Raw genomic sequence first — 22,718 nt, 5'->3', positions numbered from 1 at the left:
CTCAGGCCAGGGTGAAACGCGGGTCGGCGGCGATCAGCGCCGCGACCCGATCCCGCTCGGCCGCGAAATCATGCGGGACATCGGCGGCGCCCCGCCCGCCCGAGAGCGATTTCGAGGCGAAGAAGTCAAAGCCATACAGCCGCGCCTGCGCCAGATCTGAGCGCGTAAGTAGGTCGATGGCGAGCATGCCGGTGGTCGGCCGCGCGCCCAAGGCAGCCCTGAGCGCATCGGCACGCACGGCGGGCAGCATCGCAAAGCCCGGCGCATGCGCCACGCGCCAGGGCAGGCGCTTGCGCTTGGGGGTCATCCACAGCAGCAATTCGGGGTCGCGCGCGGCGATCACCTCGTCCGGGACCGGAATCGACATGGCGAGCCAATCGGTGCGGCAACCATGCGAGGCCGGCTCGGGCATCGGCGCGGCGTTGAGCCGGATCACGATGTCGGCCGCGTCGATCTCGGCGCCTTGCACCTTCTCTGCCAGCGAACGTGCATTCCCGACCAGCGCCACGCCCCGTCCCGCGAGCCGCTCCAGCAGACCGGTCTCTGGCAGTCCCAGCCGTGACAGCCGAGCCTCGTCGCCCCGCCGCTTGGCGATCTCGAACACCAGCCGGTTCATGCCGTCCCCCGTGCCAGCGCCGCGATATCGGCATAGAGGGCCTCGGCATCGCGCGCGGCTCTGTCGCGAAACGCGCGGATCCGCTCGAGCTCGTCCGCATTGAAGGGGCGATCGTTCGTGTCGAGATGGTCGGGCGGGACCAGCCGCTCCGTTCCCAGTCCTGCATCCGACAGCAACCGCTCGATCTTGGAGGCGTTGGAGCCGAGCGCCAGAAAGGGCGTCTCGGTCAGCATCGACAGGCAGACCGCGTGGAAGCGACCGGTGAGATGCAGCCGCGATCGGGCGATGCGGTCGAGATAGGCGAACTCGTCCTCGGGCATCTCGAGGCGCGGCAATCCGAACCCGCCATACCATGCGGCTGCCAATGCCGTGCGCGCGGCACTGTTGCGCCAGACCGGCGAGATGAGCGTCTTGGTCGGGACGAGAACAGCGTCGGGGCAATCCTTCGCCACCCGTCCCAGCGCCCTGCGCGGCCCCGGTTTCACGCTGTCGCCGATCATCACGCCGTGGCGCTCGGCCGCGGTGACTTCGGCGGGGGCCGAGAGCGACAGATCGGGCAACCAGCGCACGTCGCGGCGGGTCGCGCGGGCCATCGCCTCGGCGCTAACGCTGTCGCGCGCGGCGATGAGGTCGAAGCGGGCCAGCGGGCGAGACCAGTCGTCCGGATTGTCCTGCCACAACGCGTTGACCAGAACGAGCGGCGTCGTACCGCGCGCCTCGTGCATCGCCACGTCGAGCAACCGGGCACCGAAGGGCCGACCGTGATGCAGCGTCCCCTCCCCGTTGACGACGATGACGTCCGCCTCGCGCATGGCCGTCAGGAACGCCTCGTCCCGGGCCCAGTCATGCCGGGCCGGGCTGCGGGCCGTGACCGTCAGGCCGTGCCGCTCCAGCCCCTCGACCAGCAGCCGCATCACCCGCGAACAGCCATGGTGGTAACGGGTCGAGGTGTCGTTGAGGATCACGGCGTTCAGGGTCACCTCGTGCCTCCGTTCGGGGGCGTGGCTTCCATCAGCCCGATCAGCGCGGCGAAGGTTCGTGGCCGGGCCTGACCGCGATCGGCCATGACCCGGCTCGCGGCAGCCCGCATCTCGTCGAGCGCCGGGCTGCCGAGCAGCGTCGCGACCGCTTCGCCCAGCGCCTCGCCATTCGCGACCATGCGCGCCGCCCCCGCCGCGTCGAGCGCGGCATGGGCTTCGGCGGCGTTGGCGACATGCGGGCCGTGCAGCAGGGCTGCGCCCAGCGCTGCCGGCTCCCAAGGGTTGTGGCCGCCTTGCGGACCGAAGGAGCCGCCGAGAAACACCAATGGCGCAAGCCGGAAGATTGCCCCTGTCTCGCCCAGCCGGTCGACCAGCCAGACCTCGGCCTTGCCGGGTCTATCGCCTCGCGCGACCTCCAGCCCGGCCGCCGCGAGGGTGCGCGCCACGGCGTCGGCCCGGTCGGGATGCCGGGGCGCGAGGATCAGCCGCAGGCCGGCATGGCGCTTCCGGGCTGCGAGATGCGCGGCGATGACCGGACCCTCATCCTCGGCATGGGTCGACACGGCGGCCCAGCAGGGGGCAAGCCCGAGGTCGCTTCGAAGCGCGGCGAGCCGGTTAGGATCGGCGGGTAGGGGGGCTGCGGCGGCCTTGAGGTCGCCGGGAGCAAGGACGCGCGCGGCGGGCAGCCCCAGCGCCACGATTTCATCTCGAACTGCCGGCGTCTGCGCGGTCACGAGGTCGAACCCCTGCAACAAGGTCGCCGTGCTCTTTGGCGCACGATTGCGCGAGCGCGACGGGCGCGCGTTGAGCAAAGCGAGCGGAATCCGGCGGCGCTCGGTCTCGGCGAGCAGGCGAGGCCAGAGGTCGCCTTCAACGAAGCAGGCGAGGTCCGGGGACCAATGGTCGAGGAAGCGCCGGGTCGCCCGCGCCGTGTCGAGGGGTTGATACTGGTGCAGCACGCCGTCGATCCGCCGCGCCCGCACGCCCCCCGTGGTCGTCGTCGTGGTCATCAAGACCGTGTAGCCCCGGGCCTGCAGGTCATGCGCCAGATCGGCCACGGAGGCGACCTCTCCCACAGAGGCCGCGTTGATCCAGACCAGCCGTCCTTCGGGACGGGGCAGGGTAGCTTTGCCAAGGCGTTCGGCCAACCGGGCCGGGGCCGATGATTGGCCGCGATGCACGCGACGCGCCAGCGCGATCTCGGCGAGACGGGGAAGGGCGCGGGATCCCCCGAGCCACAGCCTGAGCGGCCAAGGCGCGGCGGTCATCCGCCGGTATGGCTCATGTGGCGGCTGACCCGACCCTCGACGGTCTGGCGCGAATAGTCGAAATCATGGCCCTTGGGCTTGAGCGCGATCGCATCGCGGATCGCCGCTTCGAGGGCAGGATCGCCTTCGCTGGCCCGGAGCGGACCGCGCAGGTCGGAATGCCCCTCCTGCCCGAGGCAGGTATAGATCTCGCCGGTGCAGGTGATCCTGACCCGGTTGCAGCTTTCGCAGAAATTGTGGCTCATCGGCGTGATGAAGCCCACCCTCTGGCGCGTCTCGCCCAGCCGCACGTAGCGCGCCGGACCACCGGTCCGATCGGGCAGGTCGTGCAACGTGTAGCGGGTGCCGAGCGTGTCGCGCAGTTCGCGCAGGTTCCAATACTGACCGATCCGATCCTCGTTGCCGATATCGCCCATCGGCATGACCTCGATGAAGGTCAGATCCATTCCACGCGCAGCGCAGAACTCGGTGAGGGTGAAGAGTTCGTCCTCGTTGAAGCCCTTGAGCGCGACGGTGTTGATCTTGACCTTGATCCCGGCAGCGAGCGCCGCGTCGATGCCATCAAGCACCTGCGGCAGCCGGCCCCAGCGGGTGACGCGGGCGAACTTGGCCTCGTCGAGCGTATCGAGCGAGACGTTCACCCGCCGCACCCCGGCAGCAAAGAGCTCCTCGGCATACTTGCCCAGCTGGCTGCCATTGGTGGTCAGCGTCAGCTCCTTGAGCGCCCCACTGTCGAGATGGCGCGTCATGGAGCGGAAGAACTGCATGATGTTGCGGCGCACCAGCGGTTCCCCGCCGGTGATGCGCAGCTTCTCCACGCCGAGGCGCACGAAGGCCGAGCAGAGCCGGTCGAGCTCTTCCAGTGTCAGCAGATCGGCCTTGGGCAGGAACTGCATCTTCTCGGACATGCAGTAGACACAACGGAAATCGCAGCGATCCGTCACCGAGACGCGCAGGTATCGGATGGCCCGCGCGAAGGGGTCGATCAGGGGCGCCGTCAGGGCGTGGTCGGAGACTGCTGTCATGTCGGGAAACTAGGCGGGGGCCGGTATGAAAGCAAGCGGGCGAGCCGCACTTGCCGGTGAGGGGCGGGCCGCTATCCTTGGCGCATGACACGCCTCATCATCCCCTCCGCCCTCACCGCGCTTGGCCTGCTCTCGGCCTGCGCCGAGCTGCAACAGGCTGCCGCCCCGGCCGAGGCGCCTTCGGCGACCGCGCCGGCCCCGGCCGCTCAGCCCGCACCCACCGCCGCGCCGGCCCCGCCTCCGCCGCCCGCTGGCGGGGCCAGCGCCGAGGCGCTCGACACCACCACGGCCGAGCAGCGCGCCGCGGCGACCGCTACCCCCGAACCCGCGGCCGAAAAGCGGCTCGGCACCACCATCGCCTCGCTCGGCGCGCCGACTGATCCAGGACTGTGGATCGAGACCCCGCTGGTGAGCAGCGTGACCCAAGGCCGCGTCGAGGCGGCGAACGGGAAATCGGTGAAGCTCGAGCTGCGCCCCTCGGGCGGGGCTGCCGGATCGGGCAGCGAAATCAGCCTGCCGGCGATGCGGCTGCTCGAAGTGCCGCTGACCTCGTTGCCGGAACTGACGGTCTACAGCGGCTGAACGGTGGCGATGTATAGATGAGAACGGAAAGGGGGCCGTTGCGGCCCCCTTTGCATGTCACTCGACGGTGACCGATTTGGCGAGGTTGCGTGGCTGGTCGACATCGGTGCCCTTGGCCACAGCGGTGTGATAGGCCAGAAGTTGCGCCGGCAGCGCGTAGAGGATCGGGGCCCAGAGCGGGTCGATCTCGGGCAGGGTGATGACCTCCCAGGCACCCTCGGCCGCGACCTGCGCGCCCTTGGCGTCGGTGATCAGCAGCACCTTGCCGCCGCGCGCCATGACCTCCTGCATGTTCGACACGGTCTTGTCGAACAGCTCGTCATGCGGCGCCATGACGATCACCGGCACATGCTCGTCGACGAGCGCGATCGGGCCGTGCTTCAGTTCGCCGGATGCATAAGCTTCGGCGTGGATGTAGCTGATTTCCTTGAGCTTCAGTGCGCCTTCCAGCGCGAGCGGGAACATCCGGCCGCGGCCAAGGAACAGGATGTCGCGTGCTTCGGAGAGCCCCCGCGCGACACGCTGGCACTCCGCTTCGATGCTCAGCCCCTGCTCGATCAGGGCCGGCAGTTCCCGCAGGCCGCGGACATGCGCCGCCAGTTCGGCCGCATCGAGCGTGCCCCGCTGCCGCGCCGCCTCGAGCGCCAGCATGCCCAGAACCAGAAGCTGGCAGGTGAAGGCCTTGGTCGAGGCGACGCCGATCTCGGCACCGGCCAGGATCGGCAGCGCGATGTCGCTGTCGCGCGCGATCGAGCTCTCGGTGACGTTGACCACCGACAGGATGCTGTCGGCCTGTCCCCTGGCGTAGCGCAGCGCCGCCAGCGTGTCGGCGGTCTCGCCCGACTGGCTGACGAACAGCGCGGCAGAGCGCGCCGGGATCGGCGGCTCGCGGTAGCGGAACTCCGAGGCGACGTCGATCTCGACGGGCAACCGCGCCACCTGCTCGAACCAGTACTTCGCGACGTTGCAGGCGTAGAAGGCGGTGCCACAGGCGACCAGCGTCAGCCGGTCGATCGCGGTGAAGTCGATGCCGGGCTCGGGCAGGGTGATGCCGCCCTCAGGGGTCAGGTAGTGCCGCAGTGCCTCGGCGAGCACGCGGGGCTGCTCGGCGATCTCCTTGGACATGAAGTGCTTGTGACCGGCCTTGTCGACCTGCGCGGCCGCCTGCGCGATGCGCTTTTCCGGACGCGTGACCTGGCGGCCCTGCGCATCGAAGATCACTGCGCCCGCGCGCGTCACCTCGGCCCGGTCGCCTTCCTCGAGATAGGTGATCCGGTCGGTCAGGTTGCCGAGCGCGATCGCGTCGGAGCCCACGAACATCTCCCCTTTGCCATGGCCCACTGCCAAAGGGCTGCCCTTGCGCGCGGCGATCAGGAGGTCGGGCTCGTCCTCGAAGAGGAAGCACAGCGCGTAGGCCCCGGTCAGCCGGGCGATGGTCGCCTGTGCCGCGGCGCGGGGCGTCATCTGTCGGTCGAGGAAGAGCTGGCACAGCAGCGCCACCGTTTCGGTATCGGTGTCGGTGCGGGTCTCGATCCCTTCTGCCGCCAGTTCGGCGCGCAGTTCGCGGAAGTTCTCGATGATGCCGTTATGGACCACTGCCACGCGCGGCCCGGCATGCGGATGGGCGTTGGCCTCGGTCGGCGCGCCATGGGTGGCCCAGCGGGTGTGGCCGATCCCGGCAAACCCACGCAGGGGCTCGCGGACCAGCTTGTCCGACAGGTTCACCAGCTTGCCCACGGCGCGGCGGCGGTCGAGTTGGCCCTCATGCACAGTGGCGATGCCGGCGCTGTCATAGCCGCGATATTCGAGCCGACCCAGCGCCTCGACCAGGATGGGCGCAACCTCGTGGCTGCCCAGAACGCCTACGATTCCGCACATTTCATTCGCCTTTCGACTTGGCGGCCTTGGCGGCGCGCAGTTTTTCGAAGAACCGGGTGGCGAAACCCGGTTTGTTGGTCTGCTTGGCACGCCCCACGGCCATGTCGCCCGCCGGCACGTTGTGGGTCACCACCGTGCCGGTGGCGGTCATCGCGCCGTCGCCCAGCGTCACCGGCGCCACCAGCATGGTGTTCGAGCCGATGAAGGCGTCGCGCCCGATGGTGGTGCGGTGCTTGAACACGCCGTCGTAATTGCAGGTGATGGTGCCGGCGCCGACATTGGTGCCGGCACCGATATCCGCGTCGCCGAGATAGGTCAGGTGATTGACCTTGGCGCCGGTGCCGACCTGCGCGTTCTTGATCTCGACGAAGTTGCCGACATGGACGTCCTCGGCCAGCTCGGCGCCGGGACGCAGCCGGGCAAAGGGGCCGACGGTGGCGCCGCGCGAGACGTGGCATCCCTCGAGATGCGAGAACGCGCGGATCCTGGCGCCGCTCTCGATCGTGACGTTCGGGCCGAACACGACATTGGGCTCGATCACCGTATCGCGGCCGACCACCGTGTCGCGGGCGAAGGTGACGGTCTCAGGGGCGAGAAGGGTGACGCCGTCCTCCATGGCCTCGAGGCGGCGACGCGACTGAAACGCCGCCTCGGCGGCGGCCAGTTCGGCGCGGGTGTTGATGCCCAGCGTTTCGGCCTCGTCGCAACGTACGACTTCGGCGGTGAGCCCGGCTTCGCGCGCCAGCCCGACGATGTCGGTCAGGTAGTACTCGCCCGAGGCGTTGTCGTTGGTCACCTGGTCGAGCAGGGCGAAGAGCGTCTCGGCACTCGCGGCGATCACGCCGGAATTGCAAAGGGTGATGGCGCGGGTCGCGTCATCGGCGTCCTTGAACTCGACGATCCGCTCGAGCCTGTCGCCTTGCGTGACGAGCCGGCCATAGCGGCCCGGATCGGCCGCCTCGAAGCCCAGCACCACCACATCGGCGCGGCCCCGCGCGGCGAGCATCGCCTCGAGCGTTTCGGGTCGGATGAAGGGGGTGTCGCCATAGAGCACGATCGCGTCGCCGGAGAAGCCGTCCAGCGCGGCGCGGGCCTGCATCACGGCATGGCCGGTGCCATCCTGGGTTTCCTGGCGGACCGTCACGATGCCCTCGTCGAAGTCGGTCGCGGCGCGCTCGACCGCTTCGGCGCCATGCCCCGCCACCACGATCATCCGCGACGGCTCGAGCGCCATGCCCGCCGCCATCGCGTGATGGAGAAGCGGCGACTGGCCGATCTCGTGCAGGACCTTCGGCAGGTCCGAGTTCATCCGCGTGCCCCGGCCCGCGGCCAGGACGATCAATGCCGTGCCCATCACTGCCCCTCTTGTTGCTTGCAGCGTCTTCTACTAGCCGCAACTCTAGGCACAAGCCCGGGGCCGTCCCCGGCCGATCAATTCAGCCTACGCATCGTTACAGGAGAGCCGTTCATGCGCGCCGTGATCTTCGACCTCGACGGAACGCTGGCCGAAACCAGCGGCGACCTGATCGCTGCCGCGAACCGCTGCTTTTCGGATCTGGGGCTCGGCCCGTTGCTCGATCCCCGCGAGGACGCCGCCACCGCAATGCATGGCGCGCGTGCCATGCTGCGGCTTGGCCTCAGCCGGGTGGGCGAGGTCGACGAGGCCGAGGTCGACCGGCAGTATCCGCGCCTGCTCGCCTATTACGAGGAGGAGATCGACCGCCATTCGACGCTGTTTCCCGGCGCGATGGAGGCGATCGCGGAGCTCAAGCGGCTCGGCCATCCGGTCGCGATCTGCACCAACAAGCCCGAGGCGCTGGCCGAGAAGCTGATGATCCGGCTCGGGGTGCGCGACCATTTCGTCTGCCTCGTCGGGGCCGACACGCTGGCGATGCGCAAGCCCGACCCCGAATGCCTGCGGGAGACGGTGCGGCGCGCGGGCGGGGATCCGGCGCATTGCGTTCTGGTCGGCGATACCGAGACCGATCGGATCACCGCCCGTGCCGCCGGCGTGCCTTCGATCCTGGTGAAGTTCGGCCCCAATGGTCATCGCACCGCCGACCTGCATCCTGAGGCTCTGATCAGTCATTACGACGAGCTGGTGGCGGCGGTTCAGGCCTTGGACTGAGGCCTAGCCTCGAGTGGCCAGGAAATGGGGCACGTTACTGCGCGGCCCCGGTGTCGTAGAGCGGGATCGTCGAAAGCGACATCTTGGCCGAGCCTTGGGTGAGTTCGCTGCCATGGGCGAGATAGATCAGCACTTGGTTCGTCTCGTCGTAGATTCGCGTGATCCTGAGGGATTTCAGGATGATCGAGCGGCTCTCGCGGAACACGGATTCGCCATCGCGCGAGCGATTGATGTCGCCCAGCGTGATCGGTCCGGTCTGACGGCAGTCGATCGAGGCGTTTGAGGGATCCTCGAACCAGTTTCCCTGGCTCAGCCGATCGATCACCGAGCGTTCGAAATAGGCGATGTGGCAGGTCACGCCCTCGACCTTGGGGTCGGGGATCGCCTCGACGATCACGTCGTTGCCAACCCAGTCGACCCCGACCTTGCCGACCACCTCGGCTGAGACGGAAAGGGGAAGGAGGGCGAGGGCGGCGGCCGCGAGGCGAGTCATGCGTGTCATGCGCGGCCAACGCCGGTGCGGAGCCCCGGTTCCCCCGCTTGACCGGTCAGCGCCCCGAGACAGTATCCGGGTGACAGGCGAAAGGGGGCCGTATGGGGTCGATCTGGGAATTCGGGGCCGAGGAGGGCGTTCTGCACGCGCATCTCGGCTGGTTGGTCGCCGGGCTCGAATGGGTCGCGGCGCTGATCGATCTCTTCGCCATCGCGCTGCTTTTGGTGGGGGCGGCGCGCTTCGTGGCCGGGGTGATCCGGGCCGAGACGCGACGCGACGACGCGGCGCGGGTGCGCGGCACCAATCTGGAACGGATCGAGCTGGGACGCTACATCCTCGCAGGGCTCGAGCTGTTCATCGTCTCGGACATCATCCACACGGCGCTGAGCCTCGCTTTCGCGGATCTGGTATTCCTGGGGCTCCTGGTGATCATCCGCTCGCTGATCTCGTTCTTCCTCGATCGCGAGCTGGAACAGGTGAAGCACGAGCTGCAGGGCGAGGGGCGATCGGACTGAAACGCGCGCATCGGACGCAGCTTGGGCGTGCCGGGCTCGGTTGACCCTTGCGGGGCCGGGGTTTATGGATCGCGCAATCGACCGACAGCTCCCGCGCGAAAGGACCCGACGTGGAACTGCTTCTTGCGGAATACCTTCCCATCCTGATCTTCCTCGGCCTCGCGATCGGCCTGGGGCTGGTCTTCATTCTCGCCGCGGTGGTCTTTGCCGTGCGCCGGCCCGACCCCGAGAAAGTCTCGGCCTATGAATGCGGCTTCAACGCCTTCGACGACGCCCGGATGAAGTTCGACGTGCGGTTCTACCTCGTCTCGATCCTGTTCATCATCTTCGACCTCGAGGTGGCCTTCCTCTTCCCCTGGGCCGTGGCCTTCGGTGACGTGTCGATGATGGCCTTCTGGTCGATGATGGTGTTCCTCGGCGTGCTGACCATCGGCTTCGCCTACGAATGGAAGAAGGGAGCTCTCGAATGGGAGTGATGACCGGCGCCAACACTGCGGGTGCGGACCGTGAGGTCGCGACGCAGAACCTGAACCGCGAGCTGAGCGACAAGGGTTTCCTCGTCACTTCGACGGCGGACATGATCAACTGGGCGCGCACCGGCTCGCTGCATTGGATGACCTTCGGTCTGGCCTGCTGCGCGGTCGAGATGATGCACACCTCGATGCCGCGCTACGACCTCGAGCGTTTCGGCACCGCGCCGCGCGCCTCCCCGCGCCAGTCCGACCTGATGATCGTCGCCGGCACGCTGACCAACAAGATGGCGCCGGCGCTGCGCAAGGTCTACGACCAGATGCCCGAGCCGCGCTACGTGATCTCGATGGGCAGCTGCGCCAATGGCGGCGGCTACTACCATTACAGCTACTCGGTGGTGCGCGGCTGCGACCGGATCGTGCCCGTGGACGTCTACGTTCCCGGCTGCCCGCCGACCGCCGAGGCGCTGCTCTACGGAATTCTGCAGCTGCAGCGCAAGATCCGCCGCACCGGCACGATCGTCCGCTGAGGCCCCGGCGGGCCGGACCGGCCCGCCAAGACATCTTTTTCGGGGGAATCGCCATGAGCGAGGCACTGAACGACCTGGGCGCGCATCTCGAAGCCAAGCGCCCCGACTGCGTGACCGGCTGGGAGATCGCCTTCGGCGAACTCACCGTCACCGTCACGCCCGAGGCGATCCCCGGCTTCGTAGAACTGCTGAAGACCGACCCGACCTGCCGGTTCTCGACGCTCGTCGACATCACCGCCGTCGACTATCCGGGCCGCGAGAAGCGCTTCGACGTGGTCTACCACTTCCTGTCGATGTACCAGAACCAGCGCATCCGGCTTCGCGCCCAGCTGCGCGAGGACGAGATGGTGCCCTCGATCATCGAGATCCACCCCTCGGCCAACTGGTTCGAGCGCGAGGTGTTCGACATGTTCGGCATCCTGTTCTCGGGCCATCCGGACCTGCGCCGCATCCTCACCGATTACGGCTTCCGCGGCTTCCCGCTGCGCAAGGACTTCCCGACCACGGGCTACACCGAGGTGCGCTTCGACGAGGTGCAGAAGCGGGTGGTCTACGAGCCGGTGAAGCTCGTGCAGGAATACCGTCAGTTCGATTTCATGAGTCCGTGGGAAGGCGCGCAATACGTGCTCCCGGGCGATGACAAGGCCGCCGACACCGGCGCGAAGGGGTAAGTCATGGACGGCTCGACCATCAACGCCCGCGGCTTCGAGGACACGAAGACCGGCGAGCAGAAGATCCGCAACTTCAACATCAACTTCGGCCCGCAGCACCCGGCGGCGCACGGCGTGCTGCGCTTGGTGCTCGAGCTCGACGGCGAGATCGTCGAGCGCTGCGATCCGCATATCGGCTTGCTGCATCGCGGCACCGAGAAGCTGATGGAAAGCCGGACCTACCTGCAGAACCTGCCGTATTTCGACCGGCTCGACTACGTGGCGCCGATGAACCAGGAGCATGCCTGGTGTCTCGCCATCGAGCGGCTGACCGGCACGGAGGTGCCGCGTCGCGCTTCACTGATCCGCGTTCTCTACTCCGAGATCGGCCGCATCCTGAACCACCTGCTCAACGTCACCACGCAGGCCATGGATGTCGGCGCGCTGACGCCGCCGCTGTGGGGCTTCGAAGAGCGCGAAAAGCTCATGGTGTTCTACGAGCGGGCTTCGGGCGCGCGCCTGCACGCGGCCTATTTCCGGCCCGGCGGCGTGCATCAGGACCTGCCGCCCGAGCTGATCGAGGACATCGACGCCTGGGCCGCCGGCTTCCCGGCCTTCCTCGACGACATCGACGGGCTGCTGACCGAGAACCGCATTTTCAAGCAGCGCAACGTCGACATCGCCGTGGTGAGCGAGCAGGAGGCCACCGATTGGGGCTTCTCCGGCGTCATGGTGCGCGGCTCGGGCCTCGCCTGGGACCTGCGCCGCGCGCAGCCCTACGAGTGCTATGACGAGTTCGACTTCCAGATCCCGGTCGGCAAGAACGGCGACTGCTTCGATCGCTACCTCGTGCGGATGGCCGAGATGCGCGAGTCGACCAAGATCATCCGCCAGGCCTGCGAGAAGCTGCGCAACGAGCCGGGCGACGTGCTGGCCCGCGGCAAGCTCACGCCGCCGAAGCGGTCGGACATGAAGACCTCGATGGAAGCGCTGATCCACCACTTCAAGCTCTACACCGAGGGCTTCCACGTACCGGCGGGCGAGGTCTATGCCGCCGTCGAGGCGCCCAAGGGCGAGTTCGGCGTCTATCTCGTGGCCGACGGCTCCAACAAGCCCTACCGCGCCAAGCTGCGCGGCCCGGGCTACCTGCACCTGCAGGCGATGGACCACGTCGCCACCGGCCACCAGCTGGCTGACGTGGCCGCCATCATCGGCACCATGGACATCGTGTTCGGCGAAGTGGACCGCTGAGGCGGGCCAATCGAGGCAACCGGCCGCGCGGCGGCCCAGACAGGACGGAACTGCAGATGACGGCGATGCGGATGATCTCGGCTTTCCTGGCGCTCGGCGCGCTCGGGGCCTGCACGGCGGGTGCGCAGATCGGCGGAATCGGTGCGCAGGGCAGCCTCGGCAGCGTCAGTCCGGCCGCCGCGCGCGCCCCGCAGGCCGCGCCTGCCGACCGGCTGGTGGCCGCGATCGAAGCCCAAGGCTGCGCGATCACCGCCGACAACGTGGCGCAGGTGCTGCTCAAGGCCAACCTGACCCAGCAGCAGCTGCTCGAACTCGGGCCGCAGCTGACCGCCCAGGGTCGCGCCGAGGTCACCGATGACGGCACCATCCGGGTGCTGACCGACAACTGCATCTGAGGGCACGCCCTCACGACATGATCCGCGCCGCCCGAGGGGAGGCGCCCAGAACACCGGAACGAGCGAATGCTGCGCAGACTTCATCCCGAACAGCCCGAGAGCTTCGCCTTCACCCCGGCCAACCAGGCCTGGGCCGAGGCGCAGATCACGAAGTATCCCGAGGGACGGCAGGCCAGCGCGGTGATTCCGCTGCTGTGGCGAGCGCAGGAGCAGGAAGGCTGGCTCTCGCGCCCCGCGATCGAGGAAGTCGCGCGGATGCTCGACATGGCCTATATCCGGGTGCTCGAGGTCGCGACCTTCTACTTCATGTTCCAGCTCCAGCCGGTGGGCTCGGTCGCGCACATCCAGGTCTGCGGCACGCTGTCCTGCATGCTGTGCGGCTCGGAGGACCTGATGAAGGTCTGCCAGGAAAAGATCGCGAAGAAGCCGCATGACCTGTCGGCGGACGGCAAGTTCTCCTGGGAAGAGGTCGAATGCCTCGGCGCCTGCGCCAACGCCCCGATGGCGCAGATCGGCAAGGACTATTACGAGGACCTGACCACCGAGCGGCTGTCGGAGATCATCGATGAGATGGCTGCCGGCCGCGTGCCGACGCCTGGGCCGCAGAACGGCCGCTACGCTGCCGAGCCCAAGGACAACCTGACCTCGCTGGCCGAGGGCGCCGACGACCGTGACCCGCACAACGCCGCCGTGGCGCTGGCCGTGGAGATCGGCGACACGATCAAGCGGATCGACGGCACCGAAGTGCCGCTGACCACGCCGTGGCAGCGCCAGGACGACCACGAGGCCGAAGGCTACGAGGATCCCGCGGAGCCCGCCCCGGCGCATGGCCGTCCGGCCGACGCCTCCGGCGTGACCGAGCAGGAGGCCCCGGCCTCGAGCGCGGCCAAGCCGGTCTCGGCCGATTTCCCGGCCGAGGAGCCGCAAAACGCGACCGAGGGCAACGAGGCGCCCGAGGGCGGCAAGCCGGTGGCTCCTTCGGGTGAAGGCGCGCCCGCGACCGATGCCGATGACGCGACCGAGGACAAGGTGGGCACCGCCGACCCGGTGGCACCGGGTGGCGCTTACAACGCGCCCAAGACCCAGAAGCCGGGCGACACGGCCAAGTCCGACTCTTCCTCCGAAGACAAGTGATGGGCGGCGGCGCCCTCTGGATCGACGCGGTGCGCGGGCCGGAAGGCTTCGCGCATCCGTTTGATTCGGCGGGCATCCGTCCTATGACGAAGGACGGGGCATTTGGCCCCGGCCATCGGGAGGACGCGGCATGAACGGCTTGGGAAACTGTCGGACCATCACCATCGGCGGCGCCGCCTTGGGCGGGGTGCTGTTGTGGATCCTGCTCGCGCTGGGTGAGCGCGGCTGGTTCTCCTCGCTGCTGATCGCGGCGCTCCTCGCCGCCGCGGGGGCGCTTCTCGCGCTGGCGCTGGTCTGCCGTGACGACGAGCCGGAGACAGAGACCGCATCGTCCCCGGCCCCGGCCGTGGATCGCAAGGATGCGGTGCCGGCGCCGGAGACCACTCAGCGCGATAGCGAAGCCCCGCAGAGTGCACCTGCGAAAGGCGCGGCAGAGGCTGAGACCGGCGGTCGTCGCACCGAAAGCATAAAGCCCAAGGGCGGTGAGGCGGGTCGTGTGAACGACAGCGCCGTGCTCGAGGGCGCGGATGACGACGCCGCCTCGGACGAAGGCGATCTGGGCGAGGAGGTGTCGCGCACCGAGGACCTCGATCGTGCGGCTGCCGAAGCGGATGATGGCGCGGGCGGAAGGGAAAAGGGCGATGCGTCCGAATTGCCGATGCCCGACGGCGTCGCCGCCGACATGCGCGAGAAGCCCGAGCTGCTCGACGCGCCGCGCGGCCAGCCCGACGATCTCAAGCAGCTGCGCGGCGTCGGCCCGCGGCTCGAGGAGCAGCTGAACCGGCTCGGCGTCTGGCACCTGCGGCAGATCGCGTCGTGGAGCGAGGGCGAGGCGGCTTGGGTCGACGACCATCTCGAAGGCTTCAAGGGCCGCATCCTGCGCGATGACTGGATCGGTCAGGCGCGCGAGCTGACGAAGGACGAGGCATGAGCGGTGCGGCGGGTCGGCGCGCGGCGCTGGTGCTCGCCGGGACCGGCGTGTTCTGGGTGATCGCCATCGTCGCGGGCAACGCGTTCGACCTGCCGCATAGATGGCGCGGATTGTTCGACCTGATGGCCCTTGCCGGGTTCGTCATGGGATTGTGGATGACTTATCAAACCTGGCGTGCGCGCCGGGACGACGAAAGGTGAGCCGATGCTCAAGGATCAGGACCGCATTTTCACCAACATCTACGGGATGCATGACCGCACGCTGAAAGGCGCGCAGGCGCGGGGGCATTGGGACGGCACCGCCGGCATCATCCAGAAGGGCCGCGACTGGATCGTCGAGCAGATGAAGGCTTCCGGTCTGCGCGGCCGTGGCGGCGCGGGCTTCCCGACCGGCCTGAAGTGGTCCTTCATGCCCAAGGAGAGCGACGGCCGTCCCTCCTATCTCGTCGTCAACGCCGACGAATCCGAGCCCGGCACCTGCAAGGACCGGGAGATCATGCGCCACGATCCGCACACGCTGATCGAGGGCTGCCTGATCGCCTCTTTCGCGATGGGCGCGCATGCCAGCTACATCTACCTGCGCGGCGAGTACATCCGCGAGCGCGAGGCGCTGCAGCAGGCGATCGACGAGTGCTATGACGCGGGCCTGCTGGGCCGCAACGCCGCCGGGTCGGGCTGGGATTTCGATCTCTACCTGCATCACGGCGCGGGCGCCTATATCTGCGGCGAAGAGACGGCGCTGCTCGAGAGCCTCGAAGGCAAGAAGGGCATGCCGCGCATGAAGCCGCCCTTCCCGGCGGGCGCGGGCCTCTATGGCTGCCCGACCACGGTGAACAACGTCGAGTCCATCGCCGTCGCGCCGACGATCCTGCGTCGCGGGCCGGAATGGTTCGCGGGCTTCGGTCGTCCGAACAACACCGGCACCAAGCTCTTCGCGATCTCGGGCCACGTCAACAAGCCCTGTGTCGTCGAGGAGGAGATGTCGATCTCCTTCAAGGAACTGATCGACAAGCATTGCGGCGGCATCCGCGGCGGCTGGAAGAACCTCAAGGGCGTCATTCCGGGCGGCTCCTCGGTGCCGGTGCTGCGCGCCGAGACCATGGAAGACGCGATCATGGATTTCGACTGGCTGCGCGAGCAGCGCTCGGGCCTCGGCACGGCCGCCGTCATCGTCATGGACCAGTCGACCGACATGGTGAAGGCGATCTGGCGGCTGTCGAAATTCTACAAGCACGAGAGCTGCGGCCAGTGCACGCCCTGCCGTGAAGGCACCGGTTGGATGATGCGGGTGCTGGAGCGGATGGTGCGCGGCGACGCGGCGATCGAGGAGATCGAGATGCTGCTCGACGTGACCAAGCAGGTCGAGGGTCACACGATCTGCGCGCTCGGCGATGCCGCTGCCTGGCCGATCCAAGGCCTGATCCGCAACTTCCGCGACGAGATCGAGGATCGGATCCGGGGCCGCGGCGTCGCGGCTACCATCGCCGCTCAATGACCGGGCGCGGCGATCAACGCCGCACCGTTACCTGGCGCGACCAAGCGCTGAAGAATTTCGGCGTCTGGCTCGCGGTCTATCCGGCCGTGCTGATCTCCAGCTACATGTTCTCGTGGCTGGCGCCGGGGGTCCCGCTCTAGCTGGAGATCCTGATATCCACCGCCTTTACCGTGCCGCTCATTTCCTATGTCGCGGTGCCGTGGGTCGAAAAGCGTCTTGCCCATGCCAAGGGCGAGACCGCCGCCGAATTCAAGCATCAGGAAGCTGATCAGGCCGAGGGCGGCCCGCGCGGCTAGTCGGGCAGGGTTCCGCTCACCGAAAGACGCTCTCTGCAGCGTGATATTGAATAGCGCGTCTTCGGGTCCAACGTCTCACCCAGAAGCGCCGGCCGGAAAGAGCAGTTTCCGGAACCGGCCCGATAGGAGAGACCCGCATGACCATCCCCCATTTCGCGCGCACTGCCGCGCTGATCCTGGGCTTTACCATTGCCGCCGGTGCGACCGCCGCGCTGCCCGCGCTGCGCGACAACGCCAAGATCCGCGAAGGCCTGATCTCGACCGCGATCGCCTATGAGATCGGCCGCAAATGCGACAGCATCGACTCGCGCTGGTTGACCGGGATCGGATTCCTCAACTCGCTGCGCAGCCACGCGCTGGAGCTGGGATATACTCGCGCCCAGATTTCCGCCTTCATCGATGACAAGGAAGAGAAGGACAAGCTCGAGGCCGAGGCGCGTGCGCTGCTGCGCCAGAAGGGCGGGGTCGAGGGCGATTGGGAAACCTATTGCGAGGTCGGCCGCCGCGAGATGGCGGCGGGCAGCCGGATCGGCACGCTGCTGCAGTAGGCAGGTCGGGGCTGCGCCCGCGTGCCGCAGCCCCGAAGCCGCCCGAGGTCGGAAATTTCCCCGATCCGGCACGTGGATGCGCTGGCATCACCGGGCGAGCCGCGCTAGAACCCCCCTCGATCGCGGCCCCCGATCCGGGGACACGCGTCCGACGCGAGGAAAGGGGCGGCCTGCCATGTCCGATTTGCGCAAAGTCAGCATCGACGGAAAGGTCATCGAGGTGCCGGGGGCGATGACGCTCATCCAGGCCTGCGAGACCGCGGGGATCGAGATCCCCCGTTTCTGCTATCACGAGCGACTGAGCATCGCCGGCAATTGCCGCATGTGCCTCGTCGAGGTGGTCGGCGGCCCGCCGAAGCCGGCGGCCTCATGTGCCATGCAGGTCAAGGATCTGCGCCCCGGGCCCGAAGGTGCCCCGCCGCAGGTCAAGACCAACTCGCCCATGGTTAAGAAGGCCCGCGAGGGGGTGATGGAGTTCCTGCTCATCAACCACCCGCTCGATTGCCCGATCTGCGACCAGGGCGGCGAATGCGACCTGCAGGATCAGGCGATGGCCTATGGCGTCGACTTCTCGCGCTACCGCGAGCCCAAGCGCGCCACCGAGGATCTCGATCTCGGCCCGCTGGTCGAGACGCACATGACCCGCTGCATCTCCTGCACCCGCTGCGTGCGCTTCACCACCGAGGTGGCCGGCATCTCGCAGATGGGCCAGACCGGGCGCGGCGAGGATGCGGAGATCACCTCCTATCTCGGCCAGACGCTCGATTCGAATCTGCAGGGCAACATCATCGACCTGTGCCCGGTGGGCGCGCTGGTCTCCAAGCCCTATGCCTTCAACGCCCGCCCGTGGGAGCTGACCAAGACCGAGACGATCGACGTCATGGACGCGCTCGGCTCCTCGATCCGGGTCGACACCAAGGGCCGCAAGGTGATGCGCATCCTGCCGCGCAACCATGACGGCGTGAACGAGGAATGGCTGTCGGACAAGGCGCGCTTCGTCTGGGACGGGCTCGCGCGCCAGCGTCTCGACACGCCCTATATCCGCGAGAACGGCAAGCTGCGGAAGGCCGACTGGCCCGAGGCGCTGGCCGCCGCTGCCGCTGCCATGAAGGGCAAGCGGGTGGTCGGCCTCGTGGGCGATCTCGCCCCGACCGAAGCCGCCTTCGCGCTCAAGCAGCTGATCGAAGGGCAGGGGGGCGTCGTCGAATGCCGCACCGATGGGGCCAAGCTGCCCGCCGGCAACCGTTCGGCCTATGTCGGAACGGCGCGGATCGAGGATCTCGACACCGCCAAGCACATCATGCTCGTCGGCACCAACCCCGCCGCCGAGGCGCCGGTGCTTAACGCGCGGATCCGCAAGGCATGGCTCGCCGGGGCGAATGTCGGCCTGGTCGGCGAGCCCGTCGACCTGACCTACGACTACACCCATGTCGGCCCCGGCCGCGGGCCGCTGTCGCGGACCATCGAGCACAAGTTCACCCGCATTCTCGACGAAGACTCGGTCGTCATCGTGGGGCAGGGGGCACTGACCGGCGCCGACGGCGAGGCCGTGCTGTCCTATGCGATGGAGCTGGCGAGCCGGACCAAGAGCAAGTTCATGGTTCTGCACTCGGCCGCGAGCCGGGTGGGCGCCATGGATGTCGGCGCCACCTCCGAGGGCGGCGTCGAGGCTGCGCTCGAGGGTGCCGAGGTGATCTACAACATGGGTGCGGACGAGATCGCGCTGCCTTCGGGCACCTTCGTGATCTACCAGGGCAGCCATGGCGATCGCGGCGCGCATGCCGCCGACCTGATCCTGCCGGCCGCGGCCTGGGTCGAGGAGCAGGGCCTCTTCGTCAACACCGAAGGCCGTCCGCAGCTGGCGCTGCGCGCTTCCTTCGCGCCCGGACAAGCCAAGGAAAACTGGGCGATCCTGCGGGCGCTCTCGGCCGAGCTGGGCGCGGTCCAGCCGTGGAACAGCCTCGCGCAGCTGCGCCAGAAGCTGGTCGAAGCGCATCCCCATCTGGGCCGTATCGACGAGGTCGCCGAGAATGAGTGGCAGCCGCTCGAATTGGGCACGCTGGATGAGAGCCTGGGCGATTTCGACTGCATCGTCGCGGAGCACTACCTGACCAACCCGATCGCCCGCGCCAGCGAGCTGATGGGCGAGCTTGCCGGCAACGCCCGCGCGCGGCGGCAGCAGAAGATCGCGGCCGAGTGACGATGCGGGGCGCGCTCCTCCTGCCCCTGGTGGCGCTCGCCGCCGGCTGTGCCGAGGCGGACGCTTCGGCCGGGCGGGAGGGCGCGCCGCGCCACGACGGCGTCGAGACCCGCCTTCTCGACGGCGACCTGGTCAACTTCCACGTCGCGATGAGCGGCGGTGCCAAGGCCGAGGACGTGATCGCCTATGCGGAGTGCGCGGCGGCGCAATATGCCCTGATCCGGGGCTATGGCTTCGCCCGTCACGTCCGTACGCAACTCGATGAATCGGCTGGAAACTGGCGCGCCGATGCTGTTTACACCATCTCGCCGGCCCTGCCTGAGGGGCTGCGCACGATCGATGCCGAAGTCACCGTCCAGAACTGCGGACTGAACGGCATCCCGACGGTCTGAGGGAAGCACCATGGTCGAATTCTTCACCGAAACCAGCATCGGAGCCGTGCTGCTGATCCTCGGTCAGTCTATGCTGCTGCTCGTGCCGCTGCTGGTCGCGCTGGCCTTCCTGCTGCTGGTCGACCGCAAGGTCTGGGCCGCCGTGCAGCTGCGCAAGGGCCCCAACGTCGTGGGGCCGTTCGGCCTGCTGCAAAGCTTTGCCGACTTCCTGAAATACATCGTCAAGGAAGTGGTCGTGCCCGCCGGCGCCGACCGCCCGGTGTTCTTCCTGGCGCCAATGATCTCCTTCGTGATGGCGGTGATCGCCTGGGCGGTGATCCCCTTCGCCGATGGCTGGGTGCTCGCGGATCTGAACGTGGCGTTGCTCTACGTCTTCGCGGTCTCCTCGCTCGAGGTCTACGGCGTGATCATGGGTGGCTGGGCCTCGAACTCCAAGTATCCCTTCCTCGGCTCGCTGCGCTCGGCCGCTCAGATGATCTCCTACGAGGTCTCGATCGGCCTGATCATCGTCGGCATCATCATCTCGACCGGCAGCCTGAACTTCGGCGCGATCGTTGCGGCGCAGGACGGCGATTTCGGCCTGTTCAACTGGTACTGGCTGCCGCACTTCCCGATGCTGTTCCTGTTCCTGATCTCGGCCATGGCCGAGACCAACCGCCCGCCCTTCGACCTGCCCGAAGCCGAATCCGAGCTCGTCGCCGGTTACCAGGTGGAATATTCCTCGACGCCGTTCCTGCTCTTCATGATCGGCGAATACGTGGCCATCGTACTGATGTGCGCGCTGGTGTCGCTGATGTTCTTCGGCGGCTGGCTGTCGCCGATCCCCGGCCTGCCCGACGGCGTGCTGTGGATGGTGCTGAAGATGTTCTTCGTCTTCTTCATCTTCGCCATGGTGAAGGCGATCACCCCGCGCTACCGCTACGACCAGCTGATGCGCCTGGGCTGGAAGGTGTTCCTGCCGCTGTCGCTGGCCTGGGTCGTGATCGTGGCCTTCCTCGCGAAATTCGAGGTCCTTGGCGGGTTCTGGGCCCGCTGGACCCTGGGAGTCTGAGCATGACGCAGATCGACTACACCCGCGCCGCCAAGTATTTCCTGCTGCAGGACTTCATGCAGGGCATGAAGCTGGGCCTGAAATACTTCTTCAAGCCAAAGGCCACCGTGAACTACCCGCACGAGAAGGGCCCGCTTTCGGCGCGCTTCCGCGGCGAACACGCGCTGCGCCGCTACCCGTCGGGCGAAGAGCGCTGCATCGCCTGCAAGCTGTGCGAGGCGGTCTGCCCCGCGCAGGCGATCACCATTGATGCCGAACCGCGGGAGGACGGCTCGCGCCGGACCACGCGCTACGACATCGACATGACCAAGTGCATCTATTGCGGCTTCTGCCAGGAGGCCTGCCCGGTCGACGCGATCGTCGAGGGGCCGAACTTCGAGTATTCGACCGAGACGCGCGAGGAGCTCTACTACGACAAGGAGCGGCTTCTGGCGAATGGCGACCGGTGGGAAGCCGAGATCGCCCGCAACCTCGAGCTCGACGCGCCCTACCGCTGAGGAGCAGGCCGTGACCGATCAGAACCCCTTCGCGCAGATGATGAAAATGGGCCAGGACTGGGCCCGGAAGATGAATCCCGCGCTCGAGCACTTCACGCCGAAGGGCTTCGAGCAGCTCTGGCCGACCATGCCCAAGGAGATGATGGAGGCGTTCATGGGACGCACCCTCAACCCCGAGGGTCTCGACGCCAAGACGCGGCTGCTGCTGACGCTGACCGGTCTGACCATCCTCGGCGCGCAGGCCGAGAGCCAGGTCCGCCTCACCGTGCGCCACGCGCGCGAGGCGGGTGCCACGAAACAGGAGATCGCCGAGACCATCGCCCAGGCGGGGATGTTCGGCGGCGTGCCCGCGATGACCAAGGCGATGGAACTCGCCACCGAGGTCATGGACGAGGACACCGGAAAGGACACCGCACGATGACCGCCGCCGCCATCATCTTCTACCTCTTCGCGCTGTCGACCGTGGTCGGCGGGCTGTTCACCGTGGTTGCCCGCAACCCGGTCCATTCCGTGCTGTGGCTGATCCTCGCCTTCCTGAGCTCGGCGGGGCTGTTCATCCTGGTCGGCGCCGAGTTCGTGGCACTGCTCTTGGTGATCGTCTATGTCGGCGCCGTCGCGGTGCTGTTCCTCTTCGTGGTGATGATGCTCGACGTCGATTTCGCCGAGTTGAAGGCGGAGATGGCGAAGTACATGCCGCTGGCGCTGTTGATCGGGGTGGTCCTGCTGATGCAGCTGGCGCTGGCCTTCGGCGTCTGGGACTACTCGGAGGGCTATGACGAGCGCCTCGCCGCGCCCTTCATCGTCGATGTCGAGAACACCCAGCTGCTCGGCCTGCTGATCTACGATCGCTACATCCTGCTGTTCCAGCTCGCCGGCCTCGTGCTGCTGGTGGCGATGATCGGCGCGATCGTGCTGACCATGCGGCACCGCAAGGACGTGAAGCGCCAGGACATTCTGGCGCAGATGTATCGCGACCCGGCCAAGGCGCTGGAACTCAAGGACGTGAAGCCCGGCCAGGGCCTCTGATAGACCGCGAACGGGCAAAAGCCCGGAGGGACAATGATGGACGCTTATCTCGCTGAAGCCCCGATAGGGCTCGAACATTATCTCACCGTCGCGGCGGCGCTGTTCGTCATCGGCATCTTCGGGCTGTTCCTGAACCGCAAGAACGTCATCATCATCCTGATGTCGATCGAGCTGATGCTGCTCGCGGTGAACATCAACTTCGTGGCCTTCTCCGCCTATCTGGGCGATCTGGTCGGACAGGTCTTCACGCTCTTCGTGCTGACGGTCGCCGCCGCCGAGGCCGCGATCGGCCTCGCCATCCTCGTCTGCTTCTTCCGGATCCGCGGCTCCATCGAAGTCGAAGACGTCAACGTGATGAAAGGCTGAGG

Annotated in this window: 29 protein-coding genes; 22 read left to right on the top strand and 7 right to left on the bottom strand. The window is 67.6% G+C overall.

From position 1 onward, the window contains the following. Position 1: 1 nt before the first annotated feature. The 4 genes from T8T21_RS06440 to moaA are packed head-to-tail and all read right to left on the bottom strand — an operon-like array spanning position 2 to position 3,865. Positions 2-616: a glycosyltransferase family 29 protein gene (locus tag T8T21_RS06440; protein ID WP_322337249.1), complete on the bottom strand. Its 615-nt coding sequence runs from the start codon at positions 614-616 to the stop codon at positions 2-4. Continuing rightward, entirely contained in the window at positions 613-1,596 is a 984-nt protein-coding gene (locus T8T21_RS06435) for a polysaccharide pyruvyl transferase family protein (RefSeq protein ID WP_322337248.1), read from the bottom strand. Before T8T21_RS06435 ends, T8T21_RS06440 begins: the two co-directional genes overlap by 4 nt. Beyond that, positions 1,593-2,864, bottom strand: coding sequence for a 3-deoxy-D-manno-octulosonic acid transferase (locus T8T21_RS06430; RefSeq protein ID WP_322337247.1), 1,272 nt, complete (start codon positions 2,862-2,864; stop codon positions 1,593-1,595). The genes T8T21_RS06435 and T8T21_RS06430 overlap by 4 nt, the downstream gene beginning before the upstream one ends. Next, entirely contained in the window at positions 2,861-3,865 is a 1,005-nt protein-coding gene (gene moaA, locus T8T21_RS06425) for a GTP 3',8-cyclase MoaA (RefSeq protein WP_322337462.1), read from the bottom strand. The genes T8T21_RS06430 and moaA overlap by 4 nt, the downstream gene beginning before the upstream one ends. A gap of 108 nt (positions 3,866-3,973) precedes the next feature. On the opposite strand from moaA, the gene T8T21_RS06420 reads away from it, so the two are divergent. Continuing rightward, entirely contained in the window at positions 3,974-4,471 is a 498-nt protein-coding gene (locus T8T21_RS06420) for a D-galactarate dehydratase (RefSeq protein ID WP_322337246.1), read from the top strand. A 57-nt stretch (positions 4,472-4,528) separates the two neighbouring features. On the opposite strand, the gene glmS is transcribed toward T8T21_RS06420, so the two are convergent. Further along, on the bottom strand, positions 4,529-6,349 hold the full coding sequence (glmS, locus tag T8T21_RS06415) for a glutamine--fructose-6-phosphate transaminase (isomerizing) (protein ID WP_322337245.1): 1,821 nt from the start codon (positions 6,347-6,349) through the stop codon (positions 4,529-4,531). Between the two features lies 1 nt (position 6,350). Further along, positions 6,351-7,703: a bifunctional UDP-N-acetylglucosamine diphosphorylase/glucosamine-1-phosphate N-acetyltransferase GlmU gene (glmU, locus tag T8T21_RS06410; protein ID WP_322337244.1), complete on the bottom strand. Its 1,353-nt coding sequence runs from the start codon at positions 7,701-7,703 to the stop codon at positions 6,351-6,353. A gap of 114 nt (positions 7,704-7,817) precedes the next feature. Between glmU and T8T21_RS06405 the strand changes: the two genes are divergently transcribed. Then, positions 7,818-8,477 (top strand): HAD-IA family hydrolase, encoded by a 660-nt coding sequence (locus T8T21_RS06405; RefSeq protein WP_322337243.1) that lies wholly within the window; start codon positions 7,818-7,820, stop codon positions 8,475-8,477. 34 nt (positions 8,478-8,511) lie between these two features. Here T8T21_RS06405 and T8T21_RS06400 read toward each other — a convergent pair whose 3' ends face one another. Continuing rightward, entirely contained in the window at positions 8,512-8,979 is a 468-nt protein-coding gene (locus T8T21_RS06400) for a CreA family protein (RefSeq protein WP_322337242.1), read from the bottom strand. Positions 8,980-9,071: 92 nt separating this feature from the next. On the opposite strand from T8T21_RS06400, the gene T8T21_RS06395 reads away from it, so the two are divergent. The 20 genes from T8T21_RS06395 to nuoK all read left to right on the top strand — a co-directional run bounded on the left by T8T21_RS06395 (position 9,072) and on the right by nuoK (position 22,716). After that, positions 9,072-9,485, top strand: a complete 414-nt coding sequence (locus tag T8T21_RS06395) for a DUF1622 domain-containing protein (RefSeq protein WP_322337241.1) — start codon at positions 9,072-9,074, stop codon at positions 9,483-9,485. 110 nt (positions 9,486-9,595) lie between these two features. Next, the gene (locus T8T21_RS06390) at positions 9,596-9,961 is read left to right on the top strand and encodes an NADH-quinone oxidoreductase subunit A (RefSeq protein ID WP_183474700.1); all 366 of its coding nucleotides are present in this window, start codon (positions 9,596-9,598) and stop codon (positions 9,959-9,961) included. Continuing rightward, entirely contained in the window at positions 9,961-10,485 is a 525-nt protein-coding gene (locus tag T8T21_RS06385) for a NuoB/complex I 20 kDa subunit family protein (protein WP_183474777.1), read from the top strand. The genes T8T21_RS06390 and T8T21_RS06385 overlap by 1 nt, the downstream gene beginning before the upstream one ends. Positions 10,486-10,538: 53 nt before the next feature. Next, complete coding sequence (locus T8T21_RS06380) at positions 10,539-11,156, top strand: NADH-quinone oxidoreductase subunit C (RefSeq protein WP_183474701.1); 618 nt, start codon at positions 10,539-10,541, stop codon at positions 11,154-11,156. A gap of 3 nt (positions 11,157-11,159) precedes the next feature. Beyond that, positions 11,160-12,386 carry an NADH-quinone oxidoreductase subunit D gene (locus T8T21_RS06375; RefSeq protein WP_183474702.1) on the top strand — a complete coding sequence of 409 codons (1,227 nt, stop codon included), beginning with the start codon at positions 11,160-11,162 and terminating at the stop codon, positions 12,384-12,386. Positions 12,387-12,442: 56 nt separating this feature from the next. Next, positions 12,443-12,781 carry a hypothetical protein gene (locus T8T21_RS06370; protein WP_322337240.1) on the top strand — a complete coding sequence of 113 codons (339 nt, stop codon included), beginning with the start codon at positions 12,443-12,445 and terminating at the stop codon, positions 12,779-12,781. Between the two features lie 66 nt (positions 12,782-12,847). Continuing rightward, complete coding sequence (gene nuoE / locus T8T21_RS06365; RefSeq protein WP_322337239.1) at positions 12,848-13,915, top strand: NADH-quinone oxidoreductase subunit NuoE; 1,068 nt, start codon at positions 12,848-12,850, stop codon at positions 13,913-13,915. Positions 13,916-14,045: 130 nt separating this feature from the next. Then, positions 14,046-14,846 carry a hypothetical protein gene (locus tag T8T21_RS06360; RefSeq protein ID WP_322337238.1) on the top strand — a complete coding sequence of 267 codons (801 nt, stop codon included), beginning with the start codon at positions 14,046-14,048 and terminating at the stop codon, positions 14,844-14,846. Beyond that, positions 14,843-15,046, top strand: a complete 204-nt coding sequence (locus T8T21_RS06355) for a DUF5337 domain-containing protein (RefSeq protein ID WP_183474706.1) — start codon at positions 14,843-14,845, stop codon at positions 15,044-15,046. The genes T8T21_RS06360 and T8T21_RS06355 overlap by 4 nt, the downstream gene beginning before the upstream one ends. Positions 15,047-15,050: 4 nt before the next feature. Then, a complete protein-coding gene (gene nuoF, locus T8T21_RS06350; RefSeq protein WP_183474707.1) occupies positions 15,051-16,340 on the top strand; it encodes an NADH-quinone oxidoreductase subunit NuoF in 1,290 nt (429 codons plus the stop codon). Continuing rightward, positions 16,337-16,480, top strand: coding sequence for a hypothetical protein (locus tag T8T21_RS06345; RefSeq protein WP_322337237.1), 144 nt, complete (start codon positions 16,337-16,339; stop codon positions 16,478-16,480). Before nuoF ends, T8T21_RS06345 begins: the two co-directional genes overlap by 4 nt. A gap of 30 nt (positions 16,481-16,510) precedes the next feature. Then, positions 16,511-16,636 (top strand): hypothetical protein, encoded by a 126-nt coding sequence (locus T8T21_RS06340; protein WP_322337236.1) that lies wholly within the window; start codon positions 16,511-16,513, stop codon positions 16,634-16,636. 137 nt (positions 16,637-16,773) lie between these two features. Further along, complete coding sequence (locus T8T21_RS06335) at positions 16,774-17,184, top strand: DUF5333 domain-containing protein (RefSeq protein ID WP_322337235.1); 411 nt, start codon at positions 16,774-16,776, stop codon at positions 17,182-17,184. Between the two features lie 175 nt (positions 17,185-17,359). Beyond that, entirely contained in the window at positions 17,360-19,384 is a 2,025-nt protein-coding gene (nuoG, locus tag T8T21_RS06330; RefSeq protein WP_322337234.1) for an NADH-quinone oxidoreductase subunit NuoG, read from the top strand. 2 nt (positions 19,385-19,386) lie between these two features. Beyond that, positions 19,387-19,776, top strand: a complete 390-nt coding sequence (locus T8T21_RS06325) for a hypothetical protein (RefSeq protein WP_183474778.1) — start codon at positions 19,387-19,389, stop codon at positions 19,774-19,776. 10 nt (positions 19,777-19,786) lie between these two features. Next, on the top strand, positions 19,787-20,827 hold the full coding sequence (gene nuoH / locus T8T21_RS06320) for an NADH-quinone oxidoreductase subunit NuoH (RefSeq protein WP_322337233.1): 1,041 nt from the start codon (positions 19,787-19,789) through the stop codon (positions 20,825-20,827). A 2-nt stretch (positions 20,828-20,829) separates the two neighbouring features. Beyond that, entirely contained in the window at positions 20,830-21,324 is a 495-nt protein-coding gene (gene nuoI, locus T8T21_RS06315; protein WP_183474712.1) for an NADH-quinone oxidoreductase subunit NuoI, read from the top strand. Positions 21,325-21,334: 10 nt separating this feature from the next. Continuing rightward, entirely contained in the window at positions 21,335-21,745 is a 411-nt protein-coding gene (locus T8T21_RS06310) for a carboxymuconolactone decarboxylase family protein (protein ID WP_183474713.1), read from the top strand. Beyond that, a complete protein-coding gene (locus tag T8T21_RS06305) occupies positions 21,742-22,350 on the top strand; it encodes an NADH-quinone oxidoreductase subunit J (protein ID WP_322337232.1) in 609 nt (202 codons plus the stop codon). The genes T8T21_RS06310 and T8T21_RS06305 overlap by 4 nt, the downstream gene beginning before the upstream one ends. A 36-nt stretch (positions 22,351-22,386) precedes the next feature. Then, positions 22,387-22,716, top strand: coding sequence for an NADH-quinone oxidoreductase subunit NuoK (nuoK, locus tag T8T21_RS06300; protein WP_183474715.1), 330 nt, complete (start codon positions 22,387-22,389; stop codon positions 22,714-22,716). Positions 22,717-22,718 lie beyond the last annotated feature (2 nt).

This window comes from Limimaricola variabilis (assembly GCF_034371605.1).
Classification (GTDB): domain Bacteria; phylum Pseudomonadota; class Alphaproteobacteria; order Rhodobacterales; family Rhodobacteraceae; genus Limimaricola; species Limimaricola variabilis.
The sequence above is the reverse complement of the archived record's forward strand: the minus strand, read 5'-3'. Positions and strand labels throughout refer to the sequence as shown.